Below are 23,555 nucleotides of genomic sequence, written 5' to 3'. Positions count from 1 at the left end.
GCGCGCGGCCGCGGGGCTCCGTGAGCGGCGGTGCGTACTCAGCGCGCGGCGGTGCGGCGCAGGGCCTCCGTGGCTCCGCCGCCGCCGCGCAGGGCGAGCGGCGCGAACTCGGACGGCGTGTCCCCGAGGCGCTCAGGCCGGGAGTCCGAACTGGGGCTCCGGCCGCCGCGGCCTTCGCCCAGCACCTGCCAGCCGCCCCGGGTCAGCGTGATGTACGCGCCGCAGCGCAGCCCGTGCAGGGTGCAGGCGTCCCGCAACCCCCACATCCAGGCCCCGTCCTCCTCGGTCCAGCGCTCGTCGCCGTCGCGGCAGAACAACAGCACGGCGGTCCGTACCGGGGTCCTTCGGCGCAGGTCGTGCGGGATGACCCGGCGCAGCCGGGAAAGCAGGGCGTTGCGGTACTCCCAGCCGTCGGCCGCGGTGGAGCGCTGAACGAAGGAGGCGCTGGCCACGAGCCGCTCCTCGGGGCCGAGCACGGCGATCACCGCTGTGGACGGGACGGGGCCGTGCCGTGAGTGCAGCCCGCTGACGACCTCGCGCGGATTGCGCAGCAGGGGGACGCCCGACGACGTCCACTCGGAGGGTTCCAGCAGTCTGCCGTGCCGGCTGGCGCCGCCGGTCGCCGTGGTCAGGGACGTGGTCGAGGGCGGGGCGAATCCGAAGGTCACGGTCCTCCCTTCGGGTACACGCCCGCGAACGGGCACAGCTGGGGTGCGGGCGCGCCGCGGCACGGCCCAGGAGAGCGCGGTCGAGCCGGAGCCGAACGCGCGCAACACAATTCTCGCGTGGCCCGTGAGCATGCGGCAACGAGCAATTGGAGCCGCCGACCGGAATTCGCCGGTATGCCGTTCATATCCTTGCCCCGCCACGCCGAAGATGACTCATTCGGGCACGGCCGGAGCGCGGGCACCAGGGGGAACACCGCCCTGGCGGCCGCCCGCCATGGCGGTCGCGCGGCGAGCCGGACGGCTTGTGGGCCGCGCGTCACGCTGGGTGGATTGGCCGATTGTCCTAGGCATCGGGTTGCATGGGGGCATGGACAACCTGGAGCTCCGCGCTGAAGCCGATGCCGTCCTCGCTGAGCTGGTCGGCGCCCCGGGGGGTGCGGCACGGCTGCGGGAGGACCAGTGGCAGGCCGTGTCGGCCCTGGTGGAGGAGCGCCGGCGGGCGCTGGTGGTGCAGCGCACGGGGTGGGGCAAATCGGCGGTCTACTTCGTGGCGACGGCCCTGCTGCGCCGCCGCGGCGCGGGCCCGACGGTGATCATCTCCCCGCTCCTCGCGCTGATGCGCAACCAGGTCGACGCGGCGGCGCGGGCCGGCATCCAGGCACGGACGATCAACTCGGCCAACCCGGAGGAGTGGGAGACGATCTACGGGGAGGTCGAGCGGGGCGAGACCGACGTCCTCCTCGTGAGCCCGGAGCGCCTCAACTCGGTGGACTTCCGCGAGCAGGTGCTGCCCAAGCTCGCGGCCACGACCGGCCTGCTGGTGGTCGACGAGGCCCACTGCATCTCCGACTGGGGCCACGACTTCCGCCCCGACTACCGCCGGCTGCGCACCATGCTCGCCGAGCTCGCCCCCGGCGTGCCCGTGCTCGCCACCACCGCGACGGCCAACGCGCGGGTCACCGCGGACGTGGCCGAGCAGCTGGGCACGGGAGGCGGCGGCGCCCTGGTGCTGCGCGGCCCGCTCGACCGGGAGAGCCTGCGGCTGGGCGTGCTGGAGCTGCCGAACGCGGCGCACCGGCTCGCGTGGCTGGGGGAGCGGCTGGGGGACCTGCCGGGCTCGGGGATCATCTACACGCTGACGGTGGCCGCCGCGGAAGAGGTCGCGGCCTTCCTGCGCCAGCGCGGGTACCCGGTGGCTTCGTACACCGGGAAGACGGAGAACGCCGACCGGCTGCAGGCCGAGGAGGATCTGCTCGCCAACCGGGTGAAGGCGCTGGTGGCGACCTCCGCGCTGGGCATGGGCTTCGACAAGCCGGACCTGGGGTTCGTGGTGCACCTGGGCTCCCCCTCGTCCCCGATCGCCTACTACCAGCAGGTGGGGCGGGCGGGGCGCGGCGTGGACCACGCCGACGTGCTGCTGCTGCCGGGGCGGGAGGACGAGGCGATCTGGGCGTACTTCGCCTCGGTGGGGTTCCCGCCCGAGGAGCAGGTCCGGCGGACCCTGGACGTACTGGAGCAGGCGGGCCGCCCGCTGTCGCTGCCGGCGCTGGAGCCCTTGGTGGACCTGCGGCGTTCGCGGCTGGAGACGATGCTCAAGGTCCTGGACGTGGACGGTGCGGTCAAGCGTGTCAAGGGGGGCTGGACCTCCACCGGGCAGCCCTGGGAGTACGACGCGCAGCGCTACGAGTGGGTGGCCCGGCAGCGGCAGGCGGAGCAGCAGGCCATGCGGGACTACGTCGCCACCAAGGGGTGCCGGATGGAGTTCCTGCAGCGGCAGCTCGACGACGAGAAGGCCACCCCCTGCGGCCGCTGCGACTCCTGCGCCGGGCCCTGGCTCGACCCCGCCGTGTCCCACGGGGCCCTCGACACGGCGACCGGTGAGCTGGACCGACCCGGGGTCGAGGTGGAGCCCCGCCGGATGTGGCCCTCGGGCATGCCCGCGGTCGGCGTCGACCTCAAGGGCCGCATCCCCGTGGGCCAGCAGGCCGCCACGGGACGCGCGCTGGGCCGGCTGTCGGACATCGGCTGGGGCAACCGGCTGCGCCCGCTGCTGGCGGAGCGGGCCGCGGACGGGCCGGTACCGGACGACGTACTGGCGGCCGTGGTGACGGTGGTGGCCGACTGGGCGCGTTCCCCGGGCGGCTGGGCCGGTGGCGCGACGGCCCGGCCCGTGGGGATCGTGGCCATGCCCTCCCGCTCCCGCCCGCAGCTGGTGGGCTCGCTCGCCGAGGGCCTGGCCAGGGTCGGCCGGCTCCCGCTGCTGGGCAGCCTCGCCTACACCCCGCAGGCCGGCGAGTACGGCGCGCACCGCAGCAACTCCGCCCAGCGGCTGCGCGCCCTGGCCGCCTCCTTCGCCGTCCCCGACGAGCTCGCGGCGGCCCTGGCCGCCACCCCGGGACCGGTCCTGCTCGTCGACGACTTCGCCGACTCCGGCTGGACCCTGGCCGTGGGCGCACGCCTCCTGCGGCAGAGCGGGGCCGAGCAGGTGCTCCCCCTGACCCTCGCCCTGGCGGGGTGAGGGCGCCTCGACCGCCCGGTCACATGCCGCGGTCCGTGGCAACTGTTCGCCAAGTCAAGACCGGACCGGAGTTCGTAGGATCCCCGTAGAAGGGTTGAGCCTTCTATGCCGAAGGTGTAGCGCGGCGGACTATTTACGGGGGTTGGCCGGGGGAATGGCAACGAAATCGCTCATGGAGAATCGCAGTCCGAAGGCCATGGCCGACGGTGCGATGGCCGTCCAGCGCCAGGTGTCCGGCCGGCCGGGTGAGGACATCGCCGGTGAACGGATCCTGCGCCGTCTCGGGGATCTCAGTACGGAATGTCAGCGATTCCTCAAGGTCGCGGCAGTCCTGGGCCGGTCCTTCATGCTGGAGGACGTTTCCAGAATGCTGGACCAATCCGCGGCCAGCCTCCTTTCGTCCTTGGACGAGGCGATATCCTCGGGCTTCGTCGTCGCGGCGGAACATCACCTGGTATTCCAGAGCGATTTCCTCCTGACCGGGGTCGTCGAGTCGATCCCCGCTCCCGCGCGCGGTGCGTTGCGGCGCGAGGCCATGGGCCGCTCCACGAGGCGCGCGGAATCGGACGACCGGCAGTTCTGGGTGACCGGTCACCCGCTGTGGACGGCCGACCGGCCGGCCGACCCGATCAAAGAGGTCGCGGGCGAATCACGTACGGCCATCTGCCGACGCAGCGGAGCCTGTACATCGAGGATCCGGCCGCGGCCGCCTTCCTGGTCCGCCTGGCACTGGACGTGGGCGACACCCAGCTGGAGCGCAGCGTTCTCGAAACGGTGGACGGCCTCGCCGGCGACAATCCCGGCATCTCGGTGCTCGGCCTCAGCGCCCTGCACGCGAACGCGCTGGTGAACGGCGATCCGGCCGTCCTGTCGCGCATCATCGCGCAGTCGCCGGACCCGCTCTCGGTCGCCCTCGCGACGGAGGAACTCGCCAAGCTCTCCGGTGCGAAGGCGGACCCCTCGCAGGGCAAGCCCGAGGGGGCGGCGCTCAATTCCGCCTGCTGGTCCGGTCTTTCCGACATGGAGCGGCGCATCGCGTACCTGGTGAGCGCGGGGATGACGAACCAGCAGATCGCCAAGCGGGTTCACCTGTCGGCGCACACGGTGAATTACCACCTCAGGAAGATCTACCGGAGGCTGAACATCAACACGCGCGTCGAACTGGCACGCGGAGCCGCGAGCTATTCGAGCAGGGCGGCGATCTACTCGATCGAAGGCGAGTAGACCCGGTGTCCCGCCCGGCGCCTCACCTCGACCGCACCGGGGCCGCGGCGTAGGCCGGATTCCGGGCCGGCCGGGCGTGCCGGGTGGGCAGCCAGCGGGTCAGCGCCGAGCCCACCGACATGCCGCCGCCGAAGCCGGTGAGCAGGACGACCTCTCCGTCGGCGAAGGCGCCGTCGCGGTGGACGAGGTCGAGGGTGACGGGCACGGAGGCCGCGCCGGTGTTGCCGTAGGACTCCAGCGCCAGGTGGAAGTCGGCCCCGGGCAGTCCGAGCGAGGGCCAGATCTCCCGGAGCATCACCGCGTTCGCCTGGTGGGCGACGACATGACGGACCTCCCGCGGGTCCAGCCCCGCCCCGGCCAGCAGGTCCCCGACGGCCCCGGGCAGATTGTCCTGTACGAACTCGCGGACCCGTCGGCCGTCCATCCGGAAGTACTGCAGGCCCTCGTCCAGGGTCCGGGCGGTGGTCGGGGTCCGGCTGCCGCCGGCCGGGACGCCGATCAGCTCGTGCTGGTCGCCCCGGGTGAGGAGCGACGTGGCGAATATGCCGCGGTCCTCGGGGGCCGGGCCGAGGACGACGGCCCCGGCGCCGTCACCGAACAGGATGGCGGTGCGGCGGTCGGAGTGGTCGAGGATCCGGGAGTAGATGTCCGCCCCGATGACCAGTCCGTAGCGCTCGCCCGGCTCGGCGCACAGCATCCGCTGGGCGACCGTCAGCGCGTACACGAAGCCGCTGCACACTGCGTTCAGGTCGAAGGCCGCCGCGTTCACCGCCCCGAGCCGGTGCTGGACGATGCTCGCCGTGGACGGCTGCGGGTGATCCGGGGTGGACGTGGCCACGACGATGTAGGCGAGCTCCTCGGGGCCGACCCCCGCCTGCTCGAGGGCCCGGACGGCCGCCGCCGCGGCGAGGTCGGACGTGGCCTGGCCGGGATCCGCCCGGCGGCGGCTCCGAATGCCGGTCTTGCGGACGATCCACTCGTCCGTGACCCCGGCCCGGCCGGCGATCTCTTCGTTGGAGATCTCGGTCGGGGGGAGGTACGCGCCGGTACCGAGGATTCCGATGGATCGGATGACGACTCCCGAAGTGAGGGTGGGCGGTTCACACGACTGCCCCGCGAGGAGAGCGCGTGTTTCACGGCCCATCATTGGATGCATGAACACCCGCGTGTTGTCCTGACATTCATCCGAGCAGGCAGTTCATCGTGGCACGTCATGCTCGGGTATTTCACCGGCGGGGAATGTCTCACTCGGTCAGGTGGGATTCCGCCCCGTGCGCTCACCGTTCCTGCTCAATGGCACTACTCGCTTGAGTAGTGGGCAGGTTGACGGCCCGTGGCTAACATCGAAGCATGCTGATCTCGGTGAATTCGTGTGAATGCGGGATTGATTATGGGAGTGACCGTCACCTCGACCGGGAGATAAGAGCATGACCGTCAGTTATCTCGGGGCGGCCGTGGACACGGCCGCCGTCGACGCCGTGATCGGTGAATTCTTCGGCCAGCGCCGAGCCGAAGCAGACGCGCTCGGCCAGGACTTCGCGGCCGTGATCGCCGAACTGGAGAACTACGTCCTGCGCGGCGGCAAGCGCGTCCGGCCGGTCTTCGCCTGGCTGGGCTGGATCGGCGCCGGCGGCGACCAGGACGGTCCGGGTGCCACGGCGGTGCTGACCGCCTGCGCCGGGCTCGAACTGCTGCACGCCTCGGCCCTGATACACGACGACATCATCGATGCGTCCGACACCCGCCGCGGCCGTCCCGCCGCGCACGTCGCCCTGGCCGAGCGCCATCGCACCCGGCGCTTCTCGGGGGACCCCGAGGCCTTCGGCACCGCGACCGCCATCCTGGTGGGGGACCTGGCCCAGACGTGGTCGGACGTCATGGTCCGCGCGTCCGGGCTGCCGGCCGACGCGCAGGCCCGGCTCGGGCCGGTGTGGTCCGCCGTGCGCTCGGAGGTCCTGTACGGCCAGTTGCTCGACGTGATCAACCAGGCGGGTGACGACGAGAGCGTCGATGCGGCGCTGCGCGTCAACCAGTACAAGACGGCCTCCTACACGGTGGAGCGCCCGCTGCAGTTCGGTGCCGCGATCGCCGGCGCGGACGCGGACCTCGTCGTCGCCTACGGGGCGTTCGGGGCGGACATCGGGATCGCGTTCCAGCTCCGGGACGACCTGCTGGGCGTGTTCGGCGATCCGACGGTGACGGGCAAGCCCTCGGGCGACGACCTTCGCGAGGGCAAGCGGACGGTCCTGCTCGCGACGGCGCTCAAGCTGGCGGACGCATCCGATCCGGTCGCGGCCGGACTCCTCAGGCAGAAGACGGGCACCGATCTCTCCGAGAAGGAGATCGACGCCCTGCGGCAGGTCTTCGTCGAGGTCGGAGCCGTGGACCGCATCGAGCGCCAGATCGCGCACCGCACCGACCGGGCCCTGGGCGTACTGGATTCCAGCAGCGCCACCGCCCCGGCCAAGGACCAGCTCGCCGCGATGGCGGTCAAGGCCACCCAGCGAGCCCGATGATGACGCTGACGAATGCGCGGATCTCTCCCGGCCGTGCGGTGTCCACGGGCGGTCCGGACCTCGGCGGTGGCCGGATCGGCTGGGGTCGGGCCCACGCGAAGGCCATCCTGCTCGGTGAGCACGCCGTCGTCTACGGCGCGCCCGCACTGGCGATTCCCGTACCGCAATTGGCGGTGACCGCGACCGCCAGGCGACTGCGGTGCTCCGACGAAGGCGCGGACAGGGTCTCCTTCGCGCTGGCGGATCCGGGGACGGGGGCGGTGACGCCGCTCGCCGCGGACGATCTGCGGTGCCTGCTGCCGAACTTCAAGGCGATGACGGGCATCGGCGGCCACCTGTGCGTGGACGTGGTCATCGACTGCTCGATCCCGCAGGGCCGCGGGCTCGGCTCCAGCGCGGCGTGCGCCCGGGCGGCCGTGCTGGCCCTGGCCGACCTCTTCGACCGCCGGCTCGACGCCCGCGAGGTGTTCGACCTCGTCCAGGCCTCGGAGAAGGTGGCGCACGGCAGGTCGAGCGGTATCGACGCGCTGGCCACCGGGGCGACCTCTCCCCTCCTCTTCCGTTCGGGCACGGCCCGGGAACTGCCCGTTCCCATGCCGGGTCACGACCCCGAGCGGGCCGACGGCCACGCCGGTGGAGGCGGGTCCTACGCCTTCGACGGGCTCTTCGTCCTCGCGGACAGCGGGGTCAGCGGCAGTACCAAGGAAGCGGTCGAGCTCCTGTGGCGGAAGTTCGAGCGCAGCGCGCGGACGCAGGCGGATTTCATCCTCGAGGCGTCGCGCCTGACCCGCGCCGCCGCACGTGATCTCGCGCACGGCCGCACGGCCGACTTCGGTGCGCGGATGACGGAAAACCACAAACTGCTGCACGAGTTGGGGCTCAGCGCGGACCGGATCGAGAGGCTGGTCGATGCCGCGCTCGCGGCCGGCGGCCTGGGCGCCAAGATCAGCGGCGGCGGCCTGGGCGGCTGCGTGATCGCGCTGGCCGCAGAGCCGCGCCAGGCGGAGGCGACCGTACGGAGCCTCCACGAAGCCGGCGCCGTCCGTACCTGGGTCGTCCCGATGGGAAGGTTTGCACACCATGACGATTGACCACGAAATGGTACCAACCGGACTGACTGGACTGACCGGATCGACTGATTCCGGCCATGGGGCCACCGCCGTCGCCCATCCGAACATCGCTCTGATCAAGTACTGGGGCAAGCGCGACGAGCGGCTGATCATCCCGTACGTCGACAGCCTGTCGATGACCCTGGACGTGTTCCCGACGCACACCACCGTCCGGCTCGACCCCGAGGCGCGGACCGACGACGTCGTCCTCGACGGCAGGCCCGCGGAGGGTGAGCCGCGCCGGCGCGTCGTCCTCTTCCTGGACCTGGTACGGGAATGGGCCGGGCGGGACGAACGCGCCGCAGTCGACACCCGCAACGCCGTACCCACCGGCGCGGGACTGGCGTCATCGGCGAGCGGGTTCGCCGCCTTGGCCGTCGCCGCCAGCGCCGCGTACGGGCTGGATCTCGATCCCACCGCCCTCTCCCGCCTCGCCCGGCGCGGGTCCGCGTCGGCCTCCCGGTCGATATTCGGCGGCTTCGCGGTGTGCCACGCGGGCCGGGGCGTCGGCGAGGCCGCGGACCTCAGCTCCTTCGCCGAACCGGTACCCCTCCCGGACTTCGATCCCGCCCTGGTGGTCGCACTGGTCAACGCCGGCCCCAAGGCCGTGTCCAGCCGGGCGGCCATGCGGCGGACCGTCGAGACCTCGCCGCTCTACCGGGCCTGGGCGACGTCGAGCAAGGGAGACCTGACCGACGTGCACGCGGCGCTGCGCCGCGGGGACCTCGAAGCGGTGGGGGAGATCGCGGAGCGCAACGCCCTCGGCATGCACGCGACCATGCTGGCCGCGAGGCCGGCCGTGCGCTACATGTCCCCGGCCACGGTGGCCGTACTCGACGGCGTCCTGCAGCTCCGCAAGGACGGCGTGGCGGCCTACGCGACCATGGACGCCGGACCGAACGTCAAGGTGCTCTGCCACCCCGAGGCGGCGCCCCGGGTCGCCGAGACGCTGCTCGCCGCCGCGCCCGGCTGCTCGGTGCTCACCGCCCGGCGCGGTCCGGGAGCCCGGCTGCGGTCGGCGGACGAGCAGTGACCGGTACGGGAACCGTGAGCCTGCGCGCGCCGGGCAAGCTCTTCGTCGTCGGCGAGTACGCGGTGGTGCAGCCGGGCCACCCGGCGATCCTGGCAGCGGTCGACCGGGAGGTCCGCGTCACCGTGTCGGCGGCCCACGGCGGCGGTGTCGGTGGTGTGGGCGGTGCCGGCAGTGTGGGCGGTGCCGGCGGTGTCGTGGACGTGGTGATCGAGTCCGACCTTTCCCCGGGAAGGGCGCGACTGCGGCGCGGTGACGGCGGGCTCGTCGCGCTCGGCGCGGACGACGCACAACGGGTGCGGGAGGGCCTCACCCATGTGGTGGCGGCGATCGACGTGGTCGACGGGCTCCTCGCCGAGCAGGGCCTGTCCGCACGCCCCGTCCACGTCTCGGTCAGCAGTCGCCTGCACCACGAGGGAACCAAGCTCGGCCTGGGATCGAGCGGCGCGGTGACGGTCGCCTCGGTGTCCGCCATAGCGGCGTACCACGGTCTGGAGCTGTCGCACGACGCGCGGTTCCGGCTCGCGATGCTCGCGACGGCACGGCTCGACCCCCGTTCCTCCGGCGGTGATCTCGCCGCGAGCGTCTGGGGCGGGTGGATCGAGTACCACGCCCCCGATCGGGCCGCCGTGCTCGACCTGGTGGAGCGGCGGGGCATCGAGGAGTCGCTCCGCGCACCGTGGCCGGGCCTCCGGGTGCGGCGGCTGCCGCCGCCCCGCGACCTGGCGGTGGAGGTGGGCTGGACCGGCCGGCCGGCCAGTACCGCTTCCCTGGTCGGGAGCCTGGGACGGCACGCCTGGCAGGGCAGCGCCTCCCAGCGGAGCTTCGTGGAGCGCAGCGACGCGTGCGTGCGCGCCTCGGTCGGCGCACTCGAACGGGGCGACGGCCCCGCGTTGCTCCGGGAGGTCCGGGGCGCCCGCCGGATGCTCGCCAAACTGGACGAAGAGGTCCGGCTCGGGATCTACACCACCACATTGACCGCGCTGTCCGATGCCGCCGAGGCCGTCGGCGGTGCGGGGAAGCCGTCGGGTGCCGGGGGCGGCGACTGCGGCATCGCGCTGCTGGACGCCACGGCGCACGAGCAGATCGCGCAGCTGCGTAAGGGATGGGCCGCCGCAGGGGTGCTCCCCGTGCCGATCCGTCTCCAGTCGACGAAAGGGAGCGCAGCATGATCGCTGAGCGCAAGGACGACCACGTGCGGTTCGCCGCCGAGCAACAACGCCACCTGGGCGGGTACAACCAGTTCGACGAGGTGTCCTTCGTCCACCATGCCCTGGCCGGCATCGACCGCTCGGACGCTTCGCTGGTCACGCGGTTCGGCGGCATGGAATGGCAGGTGCCGCTGTACATCAACGCGATGACCGGCGGCAGCGTGCGGACGGGCGCCATCAACCGGGATCTGGCGATCGCCGCCCGTGAGACCGGAGTGCCCATCGCGAGCGGCTCCATGAGCGCGTACTTCGCCGACGAGGCCGTCGCCGACACCTTCGGCCTGCTGCGCCGGGAGAACCCGGACGGGTTCGTGATGGCCAACGTCAACGCCAACGCCTCCGTGGACAAGGCGCGACGGGCCGTGGACCTGCTGCGGGCGGACGCCCTGCAGATCCACCTCAACGTCATCCAGGAAACGGTCATGCCGGAGGGCGACCGCTCGTTCTCCTCCTGGGGACCGCAGATCGAGAAGATCGTGGACGGCGTCGGAGGCGGAGGCGGAGCCGGCATACCGGTGATCGTGAAGGAAGTCGGCTTCGGCCTGAGCCGCGAAACCGTAGCGTCGCTGGGCGACATGGGCGTGCGGGTGGCCGACGTCGCAGGCCGCGGCGGTACGGACTTCGCGCGCATCGAGAACGACCGGCGCGAGCACGCCGACTACGCCTACCTGGGCGGCTGGGGCCAGTCCGCTCCCGCCTGCCTGCTGGACTCCCAGAACGCCGCCATCCCGCTGCTGGCGTCCGGCGGCGTCCGGGGCCCTCTCGACGTGGTGCGCGCACTGGCGCTGGGCGCCGCCGCCGTAGGCGTCTCCGGCGGGTTCCTCCGGACCGTTCTCGACGGTGGCCCGTCCGCCCTGATCAGGCAGATCACCACCTGGCTCGATCAGGTGGAGGCCCTGATGACCGCACTGGGCGCGCGCACCCCGTCCGATCTGACCCGGTGCGACGTGCTCGTCCACGGTGACCTGCGCGCCTTCTGCGCCGACCGGGGGATCGACACCCGCGGGCTGGCCACCCGGTCCCGCTCACAGGCACACGCACACGCCCACTCCCACGAGACCGCTCACGCAACGGTAGGAGAGATCCGATGAACGACACGAACGAGGTCGCAGGCGTTCCCATGAAATGGGTCGGCCCCCTGAGGATTTCGGGGAACGTGGCGAACGTCGAGACGGAGGTCCCGCTCGCCACGTACGAGTCGCCCCTGTGGCCCTCCGTCAACCGCGGGGCGAAGGTCTCCAGGCTGGTCGAGCAGGGCATCGTCGCCACCCTCATCGACGAGCGGATGACGCGCTCGGTGCTCGTCACGGCCAAGGACGCGCAGACCGCGTACCTGGCGGCGCTCGAGGTCGACGCCCGGTTCGACGAGCTGCGCGCCGTCGTCCGCACCTGCGGCCGCTTCGTGGAACTGATCGGCTTCCGCCACGAGATCGTGGCCAACCTGCTCTTCCTGCGGTTCGAGTTCAGCACCGGCGACGCCTCCGGGCACAACATGGCGACGCTGGCCGCGGACGCGCTCCTGAAGCACGTCCTCGGTGCCATTCCGGGGATCGAGTACGGCTCGATCTCCGCGAACTACTGCACCGACAAGAAGGCCACCGCCATCAACGGCATCCTGGGCCGCGGCAAGAACGTGGTCACCGAGCTGCTCGTACCGCGCGAGATCGTCCGCGACGTGCTGCACACCTCGGCCTCCGCGATAGCCGAGCTGAACGTGCGCAAGAACCTGATCGGCACCCTGCTCGCCGGCGGGATCCGCTCGGCCAACGCCCACTACGCGAACATGCTGCTCGGGTTCTACCTGGCGACCGGTCAGGACGCGGCCAACATCGTCGAAGGCTCCCAGGGCGTGACCGTGGCCGAGGACCGGGACGGCGACCTGTACTTCTCCTGCACCCTGCCGAACCTGATCGTCGGAACGGTCGGCAACGGAAAGGGACTCGGCTTCGTCGAGGAGAACCTGGCGCGCCTGGGCTGCCGCGAGGAGCGCGAGCCCGGCGAGAACGCACGGCGGCTCGCGGTCATGGTGGCCGCGACGGTGCTGTGCGGGGAGCTCTCCCTCATGGCGGCGCAGACCAATCCGGGCGAACTCATGCGGGCTCACGTCGCACTGGAGCGCACGCCCTCGACGACATCGACCACGACGATCGGACGGTAGAGATGCCCACGAACGCCAGGGACACCAGGGACGCCAGGGACCGTACGGACGCCAGGGGACTGGCGGTCGGGATCCACGACCTCTCCTTCGCCACGGGCCAGCTCGTGCTGACGCACGAGACGCTGGCCGCGTACAACGGCACCGAACTGGGCAAGTACCACGTCGGCATCGGCCAGCGCTCGATGAGCGTGCCCGCCGCCGACGAGGACATCGTGACGATGGGCGCCGCGGCCGCCGCCCCCATCCTCGCCCGGCACGGCGCCGACCGGATCCGTACGGTCGTCTTCGCCACGGAGTCCTCCGTCGACCAGGCGAAGGCGGCCGGCATCCACGTGCACTCCCTGCTGTCGATGCCCTCCGCCACCCGCGTCGTCGAGCTCAAGCAGGCCTGCTACGGCGGGACCGCCGCCCTGCAGTTCGCCATCGGCCTCGTCCACCGCGACCCCTCGCAGCAGGTCCTCGTGATCGCGAGCGACGTCTCGAAGTACGAGCTGGACCAGCCGGGCGAGGCCACCCAGGGGGCCGCGGCGGTGGCCATGCTGATCAGCGCGGATCCCGCTCTGGTGCGCATCGAGGAACCGTCCGGGGTGTTCACCGCAGACATCATGGACTTCTGGCGGCCGAACTACCTCACCACCGCCCTGGTCGACGGGAAGGAGTCCGTCTCCGCGTACCTGCAGGCGATGGACGGTGCGTGGAAGGACTACACCGAGCAAGGCGGCCGTTCCTTCGAAGAGTTCGAGGCGTTCTGCTACCACCAGCCGTTCACGAAGATGGCCTACAAGGCCCACCGGGCCCTGCTGGAGAGCTGTGGGCGGGAAGTCGACGAGGCCGAGGTCATCCGTGCGGTCGGGCGGACGACGACCTACAACGAGGAGATCGGGAACAGCTACACCGCCTCCGTGTACCTCGGTCTGGCCGCGCTGCTCGACAACGCCGACGATCTGACCGGCCGGGCCATCGGCATGCTCAGCTACGGGTCCGGCAGCGTCGCCGAGTTCTTCGCCGCGACCCCCGTCCCGGGCTACCGGTCGCATCTGCGGTCCGAGCAGCACCGCGAGGCGATCGCCCGGCGCCAGGACATCGGTTACGCCGACTACCGCGAACGCCACGAGGAGGCCTTTCCGGTCGACGGCGGAGACCATCCCGCTCCGGGGGAAACCACCGGGCCGTACCGGCTGGCCGGGCTGTTCGGGCACAAGCGGGTGTACGAGCCGAGATAGCGGCCGCCGGTTGCCGGCGGCGCCACCATGGCGCCGCCGGCCCGCTGTCCGCCGTTCTCGTGGGTTATCCACAGGGGTTTCCGGATCCGGCCGGACACGGGACCTTCGGGACATGACGAACAACAACCACGAAGCGGCACACGTCCCGTCCGATCCCTCGTCCTCCTCCGCCTCCTCGGCTTCCTCGTCCTCCGGTTCGCCCGGGGGCGTCGACGCGTCGAGGATCACCCTGCGCAGCCCGGCCGAACTGGCCGACGCGCTGCCCTACATGCTCGGATTCCATCCGAGCGACTCCCTCGTCATGGTCGCCGTCCACGGGGAGGCCGGGCGCTTCGGCGGCCGGCTCCGGGTGGGCATCCCCGCCGCCCCCGACGAATGGGAGGACACAGCCCGTCAGGTCGCCGACTGTCTGATCCGCGGCAGCGTGCGGCGCGGCGCCAGGCCCGACGGCATCATCGTCTTCCTCTGCCAGGACCCGCACCGCGGCGAGAGCCCGCAGCGGGTGATGACCAGGCTGCGCCCGCTCGCGCAGCGGATCCGGCTGGCCAGCGGAGCACTGGACGTGCCCGTACTGGAGGCCCTGTGCCTCTCCTCCGGGCGGTACTGGTCCTACTGCTGCCCGGACGAGCGGTGCTGCCCCGCCGAGGGCACCGCGCTGGCCGCGCCCGGCACCTCGGTGATGGCCGCCGCGGCCACCTTCGCCGGCCTCCAGGTGCGCGGCTCCCTCCGGGAGATCGAGCGCCGGCTGACACCGCTGGGCGGGGCGGTGGCCGACGAGATGGAGGCGGCCCTGGACCGGGCGGCCGTCGCGTTGGTGCCGAAGATCCTCGACGGGGCCACCCGGGAGGAGGTGGGCGCCGAGACGGTCCTGCTCGCCCGCGCGCTGATCCAGCGCATGACCTCGGCCCCGCCCGCCGAAGGCGGCCCCGGAGCCGATGCCCGGGACGACGGGCTGCTGGGCCACGACGAGGCCGCCTCGTTGATCCTCGGGCTCCAGGACCGCGAGATCCGCGACATCGCCGCCGAGTGGATGGAGGGCGAGGAGGCGGCTCCCGCCCTGCGGCTGTGGCGGGCCCTGGCCCGGCGCTGCGTCGGGGCCTACGGGGAGCACGCGGCGGCTCCCCTCACCCTGGCGGGCTGGGTCTCCTGGTCCACCGGGGACGAGCCGACGGCCAGGATCGCCCTGGGGCTGGCCCTGCGGGCGGACGACGGGTACCGCTTCGCGCAGCTGCTCCACCACGCCTGCAACGAGGGGATCGACCCGGAGGGACTGCGCGAGTGCCTGCGCGAGGAGCGGCGGCGCCGGGAGCCGCGCCGGGGCCGCCCCGCGGGAACCCGCCGGGCGGCCCCCGCCACCCGGCCACCGGGCCGCCCGGGCAGGACGGGCACCAGCCGCCGTGAGTCCGGCAGCACCGCGGGGAGCGAGCAGTGATGCGCGGACGGGGCGGGGACACGGACAGCGGGCGTGGCCCGGGCCCGGGCAGGTGCGCCGGTCGGCGCGCGGGCCGGTGCGTCGGCCGCCGGGGCCGGAGTGGAGGCGGCGGAGTCCGAGGTGGAGGCCGGGGTGGAGGCGGCCGCGCGGGACGGTGGCGCGGTGTGGGCGAGGCCTGCGGCTCCCTGCTGCGGGGGTGGCTGCGGGAAGGGGCGCGAGCGGTCCTGCGGCGCCGGCCCCCGCGAAGGCCGGTGCTCCGCCGGGCGCAGCCACCACCGGGGCCCGTGACCCGGGCGGGGGCCGGGGCGTTGCGCTGGGGGGTGGTGGGGACCCGGCCGCGCCGCCGCCCAGCCGACCCACCCGGAGCGCAGACAAGGCGACCCATGCCGCACCCCGTACCCCCCGCCCGCCCAGCCCCCTCCCGCAGGCCCGACCTGCCGCCCGTGCACGGCGCCGTCATCTGCGTCTCCGCTCCGTGCATGGTCATCTCGCCCGAGCACGGCCAGCTCACCGGGTGCGGGGCCGACGGGATCTACCGCGCCGGGCTCCGGCTGCTGTCCCGCTGCGTGCTGCGCGTCGCCGGCCGGGACCCGGTCGCGGTCCAGGGCCGCAGCCTCGGCGCCGACCGGGCCTCCTTCACCGCGACCGTCCGCACCGGAGCGGAGCCCGGGCCCGATCCCGACGTCGGGGTCGAGCGGGTCCGGCACGCCGACGGCACCGAGCGGATCACCCTGCGCAGCTTCACCGGGCGGTCCCTGCGGATCCCGGTGGAGGTCTCGCTCGGCACGGACCTGGCGGAGCTGGCCGAGGTGGCCGCCGGCCGGGCCGGGCCGGAGCTGCCCGCCGGGGTGCACGCCGCCGGGCTGCGCTGGACCAACGGCGAGGCCCAGGCCGTCACCGCGGCCGATCCGCCCCCGGACGACGCGCTGGCCTCGGCCGGGCTGCTGCGCTGGCAGCTCGAACTGGGCCCCGGAGGATCCCGCACCATCGAGCTGCGGACCACCCGGGACCGAGGCGCCCGGGCCCCGGCCGGACAGGTGGCCAATCCGCTGTCCGGCGACGCCCGCGCGGAGGGGGACGACCCGAGGGCCGAGGCATGGCTGCGCACCAGCGTGCAGGACCTGGGCGCGCTGCTGCTCAGGGATCCGAAGGAGCCGGCCGACAGCTACGCGGCGGCCGGAGTGCCGTGGAGGCTCGGACTGGCCCCGGCGGAGTCCCTGTGGGCCGCCCGCATGGCCCTCCCGCTCGGCACCGGACTGGCCGCCGCGACCCTGCGCATCCTGGCCCGGACCCAGACCGGGGGGCGGGGCGCCGACGCGGGGAGGATCCCGGGGCCGCTCCGGGGGGCGGGGCCGCAGCTGCCCCCGGGATGCACCGGGACCGAGGCCACGCTCGCCTTCCCCGCGGTGCTCGCCGAAGCCCGGCTCTGGGGGATGCCCGAGGCGGAGGTGGACCGGCTGCTCCCCGCCGCCGAGCGGTGCCTGGAGTGGATCCGGGGCGCCTTCGGGGAGGACGGCTTCCTGGCCGATCCCGATCCGGGGCCCCGGCGCTGTGAAACCCAGGCCCACGCCCATCGCGCCGCGCTGCTCGGGGCCGACCTGCTCGCCGGGTGCGGGCGCCCCGGAGCCGAGGAGTGGCGGGACCGGGCGGCGGGGCTGCGGGAGCGGTTCGCAGCCCGCTTCTGGGTCGACGGCCCCGACGGCGGCCGGCCCGCGGCGGCCCTGCATCCCGACGGGCGGCCCCTGCCCCGGCTGACGGGGGCCGCCGCCCACCTGCTGGACACCGGGCTGCTCGGGGGCGGCCGGCTCGCGCGCGGGCTGCTCGACCGGGTCCGTACCGAGCAGCTGGCCCGGCTGCTCGGAGCCCCCGCCATGGACTCCGGCTGGGGGCTGCGCAGCATGGCGGTGCGGGAGCCGGGGCACAACCCGTTCGGGTACCGCTCGGGCGCGGTACGGCCGTACGAGAGCGCGGTCGCCGTGGCGGGCCTGGCCCAGGCGGGCTTCGAGAAGGAGGCCACGGGGCTGCTGCGGGGCCTGCTGGACGCGGCGGAGGCCTTCGGGTTCCGCCTCCCGGAGATGTACGCCGTCGAGCAGCGCACGGTGGGCAGCGCTCCGTTTCCGCACCCGGCGGCCTGCCGGCCGGCGGCGGTGGCGGCGGCCGCGGGGATCCACGTACTGACCGCTCTGGCCGGGATCCGCCCGGACGCCCCCGCCGGAACGGTCGCGCTGGTACCGCTCCCCGGCGCTCCGCTCGGCGGGCTCCGCCTCTCCGGGCTGCGGATTTCGGGGGAGCCCTTCGCCGTCCGGATCAGCCGGCTGGGCCTGGGCATGGTGGAGGAGGCCGCCGATGCGCTGCAACTGGGCGGGTAGGGGGCGCCCCGCCGACCGGGCGGGATCGGGCCGGGGGTTCCGGTTTCCGGGTCCGAAGATCCCCGAAGCTCTGTTTATCGTCAGGCAGACGACTATGATCGCGGCATGTCGCCCTACGACCCGTCGGCCTTTCCGCCCTTCGCCGTCACCGTCGACCTGGTCGTGCTCACCGTGCGGCGCCATGCGCTCTGCGCGCTGGTCATCCGACGGGGTGAGCAGCCGTTCCAGGGACGCTGGGCGCTGCCCGGCGGCTTCGTGCGCGGGGACGAGGACCTGTCGGCGGCCGCCGCCCGCGAACTGTCCGAGGAGACCGGCCTCTGCGCCCACGACCCGGCCGCTCCGGAGGTGGGCAACGGGGCGCATCTCGAACAGCTGGCGACCTACGGCGATCCGAAGCGGGATCCGCGCATGCGCGTGGTCAGCGTCGCGCATCTGGTGCTGGCTCCGGACCTGCCCGCCCCCCGGGCCGGCGGCGATGCCAACAGCGCGCGCTGGGCGCCCGTCGACGAGCTCCTGTCCACGGAGGGCCGGACCGGCGCCGGACTCGCCTTCGACCACGAGCAGATCCTCGCCGACGGCGTCGAGCGAGCCCGCTCGAAGATCGAGTACTCCTCGCTGGCCACCGCCTTCTGCCCGCCCGAGTTCACCGTCGGAGAGCTGCGCCGCGTCTACGAGGCGGTCTGGGGAGTCGCCCTCGACCCCCGCAACTTCCACCGCAAGGTCACCGGCACCCCCGGGTTCCTGGTACCGGCCGGGGGCACGACGACACGTCAGGGCGGCCGTCCCGCCCAGCTGTTCCGGGCCGGCGGGGCCACCCTGCTCAACCCGCCGATGCTGCGCCCGGAAGTCTGAGGCCCGCAAGTCCGAGGCCTCGGCGCCCCGCACCCACGCCGGGGCGCCGACACGGACACGATTTGCGGCGACCTACGCCGCAAATCGGACATATCGCGTTATCTTGTTAGCGGTATTCACCCTGCCGCAGAGCGGTCTCACCCCCCGCGAGAGAAGCGATGCTCCAGGCCATCGGACTCACCAGCACCCCCCGCCGCAACCTTCCGCCCCTCGTGGACGACCTCACCTTCGAGGCCCGCCCCGGGAGCGTGACCGCACTGCTCGGCGAGCCCGGCTCGGGCAAGACCACCGCGCTGCGGCTCATGCTCGAACTCGAACCGGGCCGCGGGGTCACCTACTTCCGCGGGCGCCCCCTGCACCGGATCCCGCATCCGGGCCGCGAGGTCGGCGTGCTCCTCGGCGATCTCCCCGGCAACCCCTCGCGGACCGTGCGCGGTCAGCTGCGGATGCTCTGCGCCGCCGCCGGCGTGCCGGCCGCACGGGCCGACGCCATGCTGGAGGTCGTCGGCGTCGCCGGACTGCGCGACCAGCGACTCGGCTCGCTCTCGCTCGGCATGGAGCGCAGGGTCGCACTGGCCGCCGCACTGCTCGCCGACCCCTGCACGCTCCTCCTCGACGAGCCCGCCGCCGGGCTCTCGCCCCGGGAGCGGAGCTGGCTGCACGGGCTGCTGCGCGGCCACGCCTCGCTCGGCGGCGCGGTGCTCTTCACGACCGACGACGCCAAGGAGGCCGCCCGTAGCGCGGACCGGGTCGTGAGCATCGAGGCGGGCCGGCTCGTCGCCGACCAGGACGCCGCCGAGTTCGCCCGGACCCGGCTCCGGCCGCGGGTCGCCGTGCGCACCCCGCACGCCGCCCGGCTGGCCGACGTACTGGGCCGGGAGGCGCGGGCGGACCGGCGCACGGTGGAGATCGTGGAGGAGAGCGGCAGCCGGCTGTCCGTCTACGGCAGCAACTGCGCCGAGATCGGCGAGGCCGCCTTCCGGCACGGCGTGCTGGTCCACCAACTCGCCGACGAGACCGGCGACGCGGGAGCGCAGCCGTCGCTGCCGCGCGCCCGGGCCGCGGCCGCCGACGGAACGCCGGCCGCGGCAGGAGCGGGAGCAGCAGCCGGAGAGGGACCCGGCGCCGGCGGCCGGCCCCGCCGCGCCCGGCCGGGGTGGCCCGCCTCGCCCGTGCGCCGGCTCGGCGGCCCGCTGCGGCCGCTGCGCTACGAGCTGCACCGGATCTTCGGGACCGCCACCCCCGCGCTCACCGCCGCCTTCGTCGTGGCCGTCTCCGTCGTCACGACGCTGGTGCTGGCACGCTTCGGCCACACTCCGCAGAACCGGCTGCTCGCCGCCTGGCCCGAGTTGCTCCCGCTGCCCCCCGCGGCGCTGGGCGCCGGACTCCTCGGTGCCCTGGCCTTCGGCGAGGAGTACCGCTACCCCGCGCTCGCCGCCGACCGCGGCACCGTCCCGCGCCGACTCGGGCTGCTCACGGCCAAACTCGGTGTCAGCGCCGCCCTCGCGCTGCTGCTCGGCGCCCTCGCCGTGACCGCCGACGCCGCCGCCCTGACGCTGGTGTTCGGCAGCGCGCCGCTCCGTACACCCGCGGAGTGGGTCTCCCCGGCCGCGAGTTGGGCCGGGCTGCTCATCGGCTGCGCCTGGTCCGGCGTCCTGGCCTCCGGCGTCTTCCGGTCCGCCCCCGCCGGCCTGGCCGCGGTGCTCGCCGTACCGGTGATGGTCGTACCGCTGGTGCGCAAGGCCCTGGACGGTCCGTCCGCGTACCCGGTCACCGGACTCGTGGAGCGGCTGCGCGGTCTGGCCTGGGCGCAGTGGCCGCCGGAGGCGGACCGCGTGGTCCTCGGGGCGATCCGGGTGATGGCCCAACCGGTGGGAACGGCACTGGTGTTGTCGCTGATGGTCCTGTTGTGCGCCTATGGGTTCACAGGACTGCGCGGCCGCGTCCGTTTGTGAGGGATCGTTGCTGATCGTTCCGGTGTCGATCCGGACCCAACGGGACCGTTGTGGTCCACGTCAGGCCCGGCGGACCGCAACTCCCCGCAAAAGGCCCGGTTTTTTACGATAAGTCGTCAATTGCGTAGGTGGCACCGATCACCCTTTCGTGTGCTTTTCACCAAAGACCTCAAGGGTCGCGGAGACACAGCCGACAAAGGATTCGTGAGTACCCTTGCGCACACCATGATGACCGCCGCCCGCCATGCCGATTCCGGCCTCGCCGGCGCGGGCGAACTCGACCGCTACCCCTACCCGGAGGCCTCGGGGGCCGACCGGGTGGGAGTGCCCCACTGGGACGGATCCGACGTCGAGTTGAGCCGGGTCGGCCGCCGCGCCGCGGGCAGCCGCGGACGCGGCCTGCACGGCCAACTCGTCCAGCAGCTGGGCCAGATGATCGTTTCCGGCGACCTCGGCGCTGACCGTCCGCTGGTCCCCGAGGAGATCGGGCAGCGTTTCGAGGTCTCCCGCACCGTCGTCCGCGAATCGCTGCGGGTCCTGGAGGCCAAGGGCCTCGTCAGCGCCCGCCCGAACGTCGGCACCCGGGTCCGTCCGGTCGCCGACTGGAACCTGCTCGACCCCGACATCATCGAGTGGCGCGCCTTCGGCCCGCAGCGCGACGACCAGCGCCGCGAGCTGGGCGAGCTCCGCTGGACCATCGAACCGCTGGCCGCCCGCCTCGCCGCCGGACACGGCCGCCCGGAGATCCAGCAGCGCCTCGCCGACATGGTCGAGATCATGGGACACGCGCTCGGGCAGGGCGATTCGATCACCTTCGCGCGTGCGGACAACGAGTTCCACGCCCTGCTCATCCAGGTCGCGGCCAACCGCATGCTGGAGCACCTGTCCGGCATCGTCTCCGCCGCGCTCCAGGTGTCCGGCAGCCCCGTCACCTCCTGCGACCGCCCCAGCGAGACCTGCGTCGCGCACCACGCGCGCATGGTCGAGTGCCTCGCCGCCGGCGACGCGGTGGGCGCGGAGAACGCCATGCGCCAGCTTCTGACGGTGCATCCGGAGGTCGAGCGCGTGGTCCCCGCCCCGCGCGAGCACTGACGGACCTCGGCTCAGGGGCGCCGGCATGGACGTGTCGACGGGGCGTCGTTCCGGGGCGGCACTCCCGGAAGGGGTCCGGGGAGGGTCCGGCGGCGGCTGGGCAGGGCCCCCCGTCCGGGTCCTGAGCGCCCCGGCCGCCTCCCGGCTCCGGTCCGGCCGCCGGGACCCCGGTTCCGGGGAGCCGTCCGGCCCGCGAAACGGGGCGTGTTCGGGCACACCGGACGTGCAGAAATCAGGGTATGACCGGCATGGCATCAAACGGGGTGTGACTCGGGCCACGAAGATTGGGCGTAACGCTCCGCGAGGTCACGCGATGACCTAAGAGGTGATGGCCGACGGAGGGAAGACAGCAGCCCTTGGGGGTGCTGTGCAGCTCCCCGGCCCCTGCCCGCGCCCCCGGCCCATCCCCAGTCGGTGGTCGTCGGCTCCGGTCCAGCACCACCAGGCCGGGGTCGGAAGCCGTTTCCATCGTTCCGAGAGGTTGTTCGTGTCGGCCAGCACATCCCGTACGCTCCCGCCGGAGATCGCCGATTCCGAGTCTGTGATGGCGCTCATCGAGCGGGGCAAGGCCGAGGGGCAGATCGCCGGCGATGACGTGCGTCGGGCCTTCGAGGCTGACCAGATTCCTGCGACCCAGTGGAAGAATGTTCTGCGCAGCCTCAACCAGATCCTTGAGGAAGAGGGTGTGACGCTGATGGTCAGTGCCGCGGAGTCGCCCAAGCGCACCACCCGCAAGAGCGTCGCAGCGAAGAGCCCCGTCAAGCGGACGGCCACCGAGCCCGTCGCCAAGAAGGCGGCGCCCGCGGCGGCAGCGCCTGCCGTCGCCGTGCCGGACGCGGTGGCAGGGGCGGCGCAGCCGGCGTCCACGGACACCGACACCGGCGTCGACGTCCTCGCGGAGGGGACCGCGACCGAGCCCGCAGCCAAGAAGACGGCGGCGAAGAAGACGGCGGCGAAGAAGGCCGCGCCCGCCAAGAAGGCCGCGGCGAAGAAGACGGCGGCGAAGAAGACCACCGCCAAGAAGGACGCCGACGAAGCGGGCGACGAAGAGACCGCGGAAGAGGGTCCCGGAGCCGCCAAGGCCGAGTCCGAGGACGAGGAGGAAGGCGCCGAGAGCAAGGGCTTCGTCATCTCGGACGACGAGGACGACGCCCCGGCCCAGCAGGTCGCGGTGGCCGGCGCCACCGCCGACCCCGTCAAGGACTACCTCAAGCAGATCGGCAAGGTCCCCCTCCTCAACGCCGAGCAGGAGGTCGAGCTCGCCAAGCGCATCGAGGCCGGCCTCTTCGGCGAGGACAAGCTCGCCAACTCCGACAAGCTGGCGCCCAAGCTCAAGCGCGAGCTGGAGATCATCGCCGAGGACGGCCGCCGGGCCAAGAACCACCTGCTGGAGGCCAACCTCCGCCTCGTGGTCTCCCTGGCCAAGCGCTACACCGGCCGCGGCATGCTCTTCCTGGACCTGATCCAGGAGGGCAACCTGGGTCTGATCCGCGCCGTGGAGAAGTTCGACTACACCAAGGGCTACAAGTTCTCCACGTACGCCACCTGGTGGATCCGGCAGGCGATCACCCGGGCCATGGCCGACCAGGCCCGCACCATCCGCATCCCGGTGCACATGGTCGAGGTCATCAACAAGCTGGCCCGTGTCCAGCGCCAGATGCTCCAGGACCTGGGCCGCGAGCCCACCCCGGAGGAGCTGGCCAAGGAACTCGACATGACCCCCGAGAAGGTCATCGAGGTCCAGAAGTACGGCCGCGAGCCGATCTCCCTGCACACCCCGCTGGGCGAGGACGGCGACAGCGAGTTCGGCGACCTCATCGAGGACTCCGAGGCGGTCGTCCCGGCCGACGCCGTGAGCTTCACGCTCCTGCAGGAGCAGCTGCACTCGGTGCTCGACACGCTGAGCGAGCGCGAGGCGGGCGTGGTCTCCATGCGCTTCGGCCTCACGGACGGCCAGCCCAAGACGCTCGACGAGATCGGCAAGGTCTACGGGGTCACCCGTGAGCGCATCCGCCAGATCGAGTCGAAGACCATGTCGAAGCTCCGTCACCCGTCCCGGTCCCAGGTGCTGCGCGACTACCTCGACTGACGGGGCCCGGTCCGCGCCGGGCGTGTCGCCCGGTGGTCGCGCGGGTGCGCTCGGCCACCGGGCGTCCCACTCTGAGTGGAGTCATGCACACTCGGAGTCAGGAGGCCTC

The 23,555-nt window shown here is 73.1% G+C and carries 17 protein-coding genes; 15 read left to right on the top strand and 2 right to left on the bottom strand.

The annotated features are described in order from the left end of the window. Window positions 1-38: 38 nt before the first annotated feature. A complete protein-coding gene (locus OG435_RS43830; protein ID WP_266886297.1) occupies window positions 39-668 on the bottom strand; it encodes a hypothetical protein in 630 nt (209 codons plus the stop codon). Between the two features lie 367 nt (window positions 669-1,035). Here OG435_RS43830 and OG435_RS43825 point away from each other — a divergent pair, with 367 nt between their 5' ends. Next, on the top strand, window positions 1,036-3,186 hold the full coding sequence (locus OG435_RS43825) for a RecQ family ATP-dependent DNA helicase (protein WP_266886295.1): 2,151 nt from the start codon (window positions 1,036-1,038) through the stop codon (window positions 3,184-3,186). Window positions 3,187-3,921: 735 nt separating this feature from the next. Further along, complete coding sequence (locus tag OG435_RS43820) at window positions 3,922-4,410, top strand: response regulator transcription factor (RefSeq protein ID WP_266886293.1); 489 nt, start codon at window positions 3,922-3,924, stop codon at window positions 4,408-4,410. Window positions 4,411-4,432: 22 nt separating this feature from the next. Here the strand turns inward: OG435_RS43820 and OG435_RS43815 are convergent, their stop codons facing one another. Next, complete coding sequence (locus tag OG435_RS43815) at window positions 4,433-5,566, bottom strand: 3-oxoacyl-ACP synthase III family protein (protein ID WP_323188030.1); 1,134 nt, start codon at window positions 5,564-5,566, stop codon at window positions 4,433-4,435. A 271-nt stretch (window positions 5,567-5,837) separates the two neighbouring features. Between OG435_RS43815 and OG435_RS43810 the strand changes: the two genes are divergently transcribed. The 13 genes from OG435_RS43810 to OG435_RS43750 all read left to right on the top strand — a co-directional run bounded on the left by OG435_RS43810 (window position 5,838) and on the right by OG435_RS43750 (window position 23,446). Next, entirely contained in the window at window positions 5,838-6,926 is a 1,089-nt protein-coding gene (locus tag OG435_RS43810; protein ID WP_266886289.1) for a polyprenyl synthetase family protein, read from the top strand. Further along, a complete protein-coding gene (gene mvk, locus OG435_RS43805) occupies window positions 6,926-8,017 on the top strand; it encodes a mevalonate kinase (protein ID WP_266886287.1) in 1,092 nt (363 codons plus the stop codon). The genes OG435_RS43810 and mvk overlap by 1 nt, the downstream gene beginning before the upstream one ends. Further along, window positions 8,007-9,068, top strand: a complete 1,062-nt coding sequence (gene mvaD / locus OG435_RS43800; protein WP_430625836.1) for a diphosphomevalonate decarboxylase — start codon at window positions 8,007-8,009, stop codon at window positions 9,066-9,068. The genes mvk and mvaD overlap by 11 nt, the downstream gene beginning before the upstream one ends. Further along, window positions 9,065-10,237, top strand: coding sequence for a phosphomevalonate kinase (locus tag OG435_RS43795; protein ID WP_266886285.1), 1,173 nt, complete (start codon window positions 9,065-9,067; stop codon window positions 10,235-10,237). The genes mvaD and OG435_RS43795 overlap by 4 nt, the downstream gene beginning before the upstream one ends. After that, window positions 10,234-11,367, top strand: coding sequence for a type 2 isopentenyl-diphosphate Delta-isomerase (fni, locus tag OG435_RS43790; RefSeq protein ID WP_266886283.1), 1,134 nt, complete (start codon window positions 10,234-10,236; stop codon window positions 11,365-11,367). The genes OG435_RS43795 and fni overlap by 4 nt, the downstream gene beginning before the upstream one ends. After that, window positions 11,364-12,434 (top strand): hydroxymethylglutaryl-CoA reductase, encoded by a 1,071-nt coding sequence (locus tag OG435_RS43785; RefSeq protein WP_266886281.1) that lies wholly within the window; start codon window positions 11,364-11,366, stop codon window positions 12,432-12,434. Before fni ends, OG435_RS43785 begins: the two co-directional genes overlap by 4 nt. Window positions 12,435-12,436: 2 nt before the next feature. After that, window positions 12,437-13,657, top strand: a complete 1,221-nt coding sequence (locus OG435_RS43780) for a hydroxymethylglutaryl-CoA synthase (protein WP_266886279.1) — start codon at window positions 12,437-12,439, stop codon at window positions 13,655-13,657. Between the two features lie 112 nt (window positions 13,658-13,769). Continuing rightward, window positions 13,770-15,089 (top strand): DUF4192 domain-containing protein, encoded by a 1,320-nt coding sequence (locus OG435_RS43775; RefSeq protein WP_266886277.1) that lies wholly within the window; start codon window positions 13,770-13,772, stop codon window positions 15,087-15,089. A 383-nt stretch (window positions 15,090-15,472) separates the two neighbouring features. Then, the gene (locus OG435_RS43770) at window positions 15,473-17,458 is read left to right on the top strand and encodes a glycogen debranching N-terminal domain-containing protein (protein WP_266886275.1); all 1,986 of its coding nucleotides are present in this window, start codon (window positions 15,473-15,475) and stop codon (window positions 17,456-17,458) included. 105 nt (window positions 17,459-17,563) lie between these two features. Then, window positions 17,564-18,310, top strand: a complete 747-nt coding sequence (locus OG435_RS43765; protein WP_266886273.1) for an NUDIX hydrolase — start codon at window positions 17,564-17,566, stop codon at window positions 18,308-18,310. Window positions 18,311-18,468: 158 nt separating this feature from the next. Continuing rightward, window positions 18,469-20,265: an ATP-binding cassette domain-containing protein gene (locus OG435_RS43760; protein WP_266886271.1), complete on the top strand. Its 1,797-nt coding sequence runs from the start codon at window positions 18,469-18,471 to the stop codon at window positions 20,263-20,265. A gap of 150 nt (window positions 20,266-20,415) precedes the next feature. Further along, window positions 20,416-21,357: a FadR/GntR family transcriptional regulator gene (locus OG435_RS43755; RefSeq protein WP_323188018.1), complete on the top strand. Its 942-nt coding sequence runs from the start codon at window positions 20,416-20,418 to the stop codon at window positions 21,355-21,357. A gap of 481 nt (window positions 21,358-21,838) precedes the next feature. After that, window positions 21,839-23,446 carry an RNA polymerase sigma factor gene (locus OG435_RS43750; RefSeq protein WP_266886267.1) on the top strand — a complete coding sequence of 536 codons (1,608 nt, stop codon included), beginning with the start codon at window positions 21,839-21,841 and terminating at the stop codon, window positions 23,444-23,446. Window positions 23,447-23,555 lie beyond the last annotated feature (109 nt).

Source organism: Streptomyces sp. NBC_01264, from assembly GCF_026340675.1.
Lineage (GTDB): Bacteria > Actinomycetota > Actinomycetes > Streptomycetales > Streptomycetaceae > Streptomyces.
This window is presented reverse-complemented; position numbering and strand designations above follow the sequence as displayed.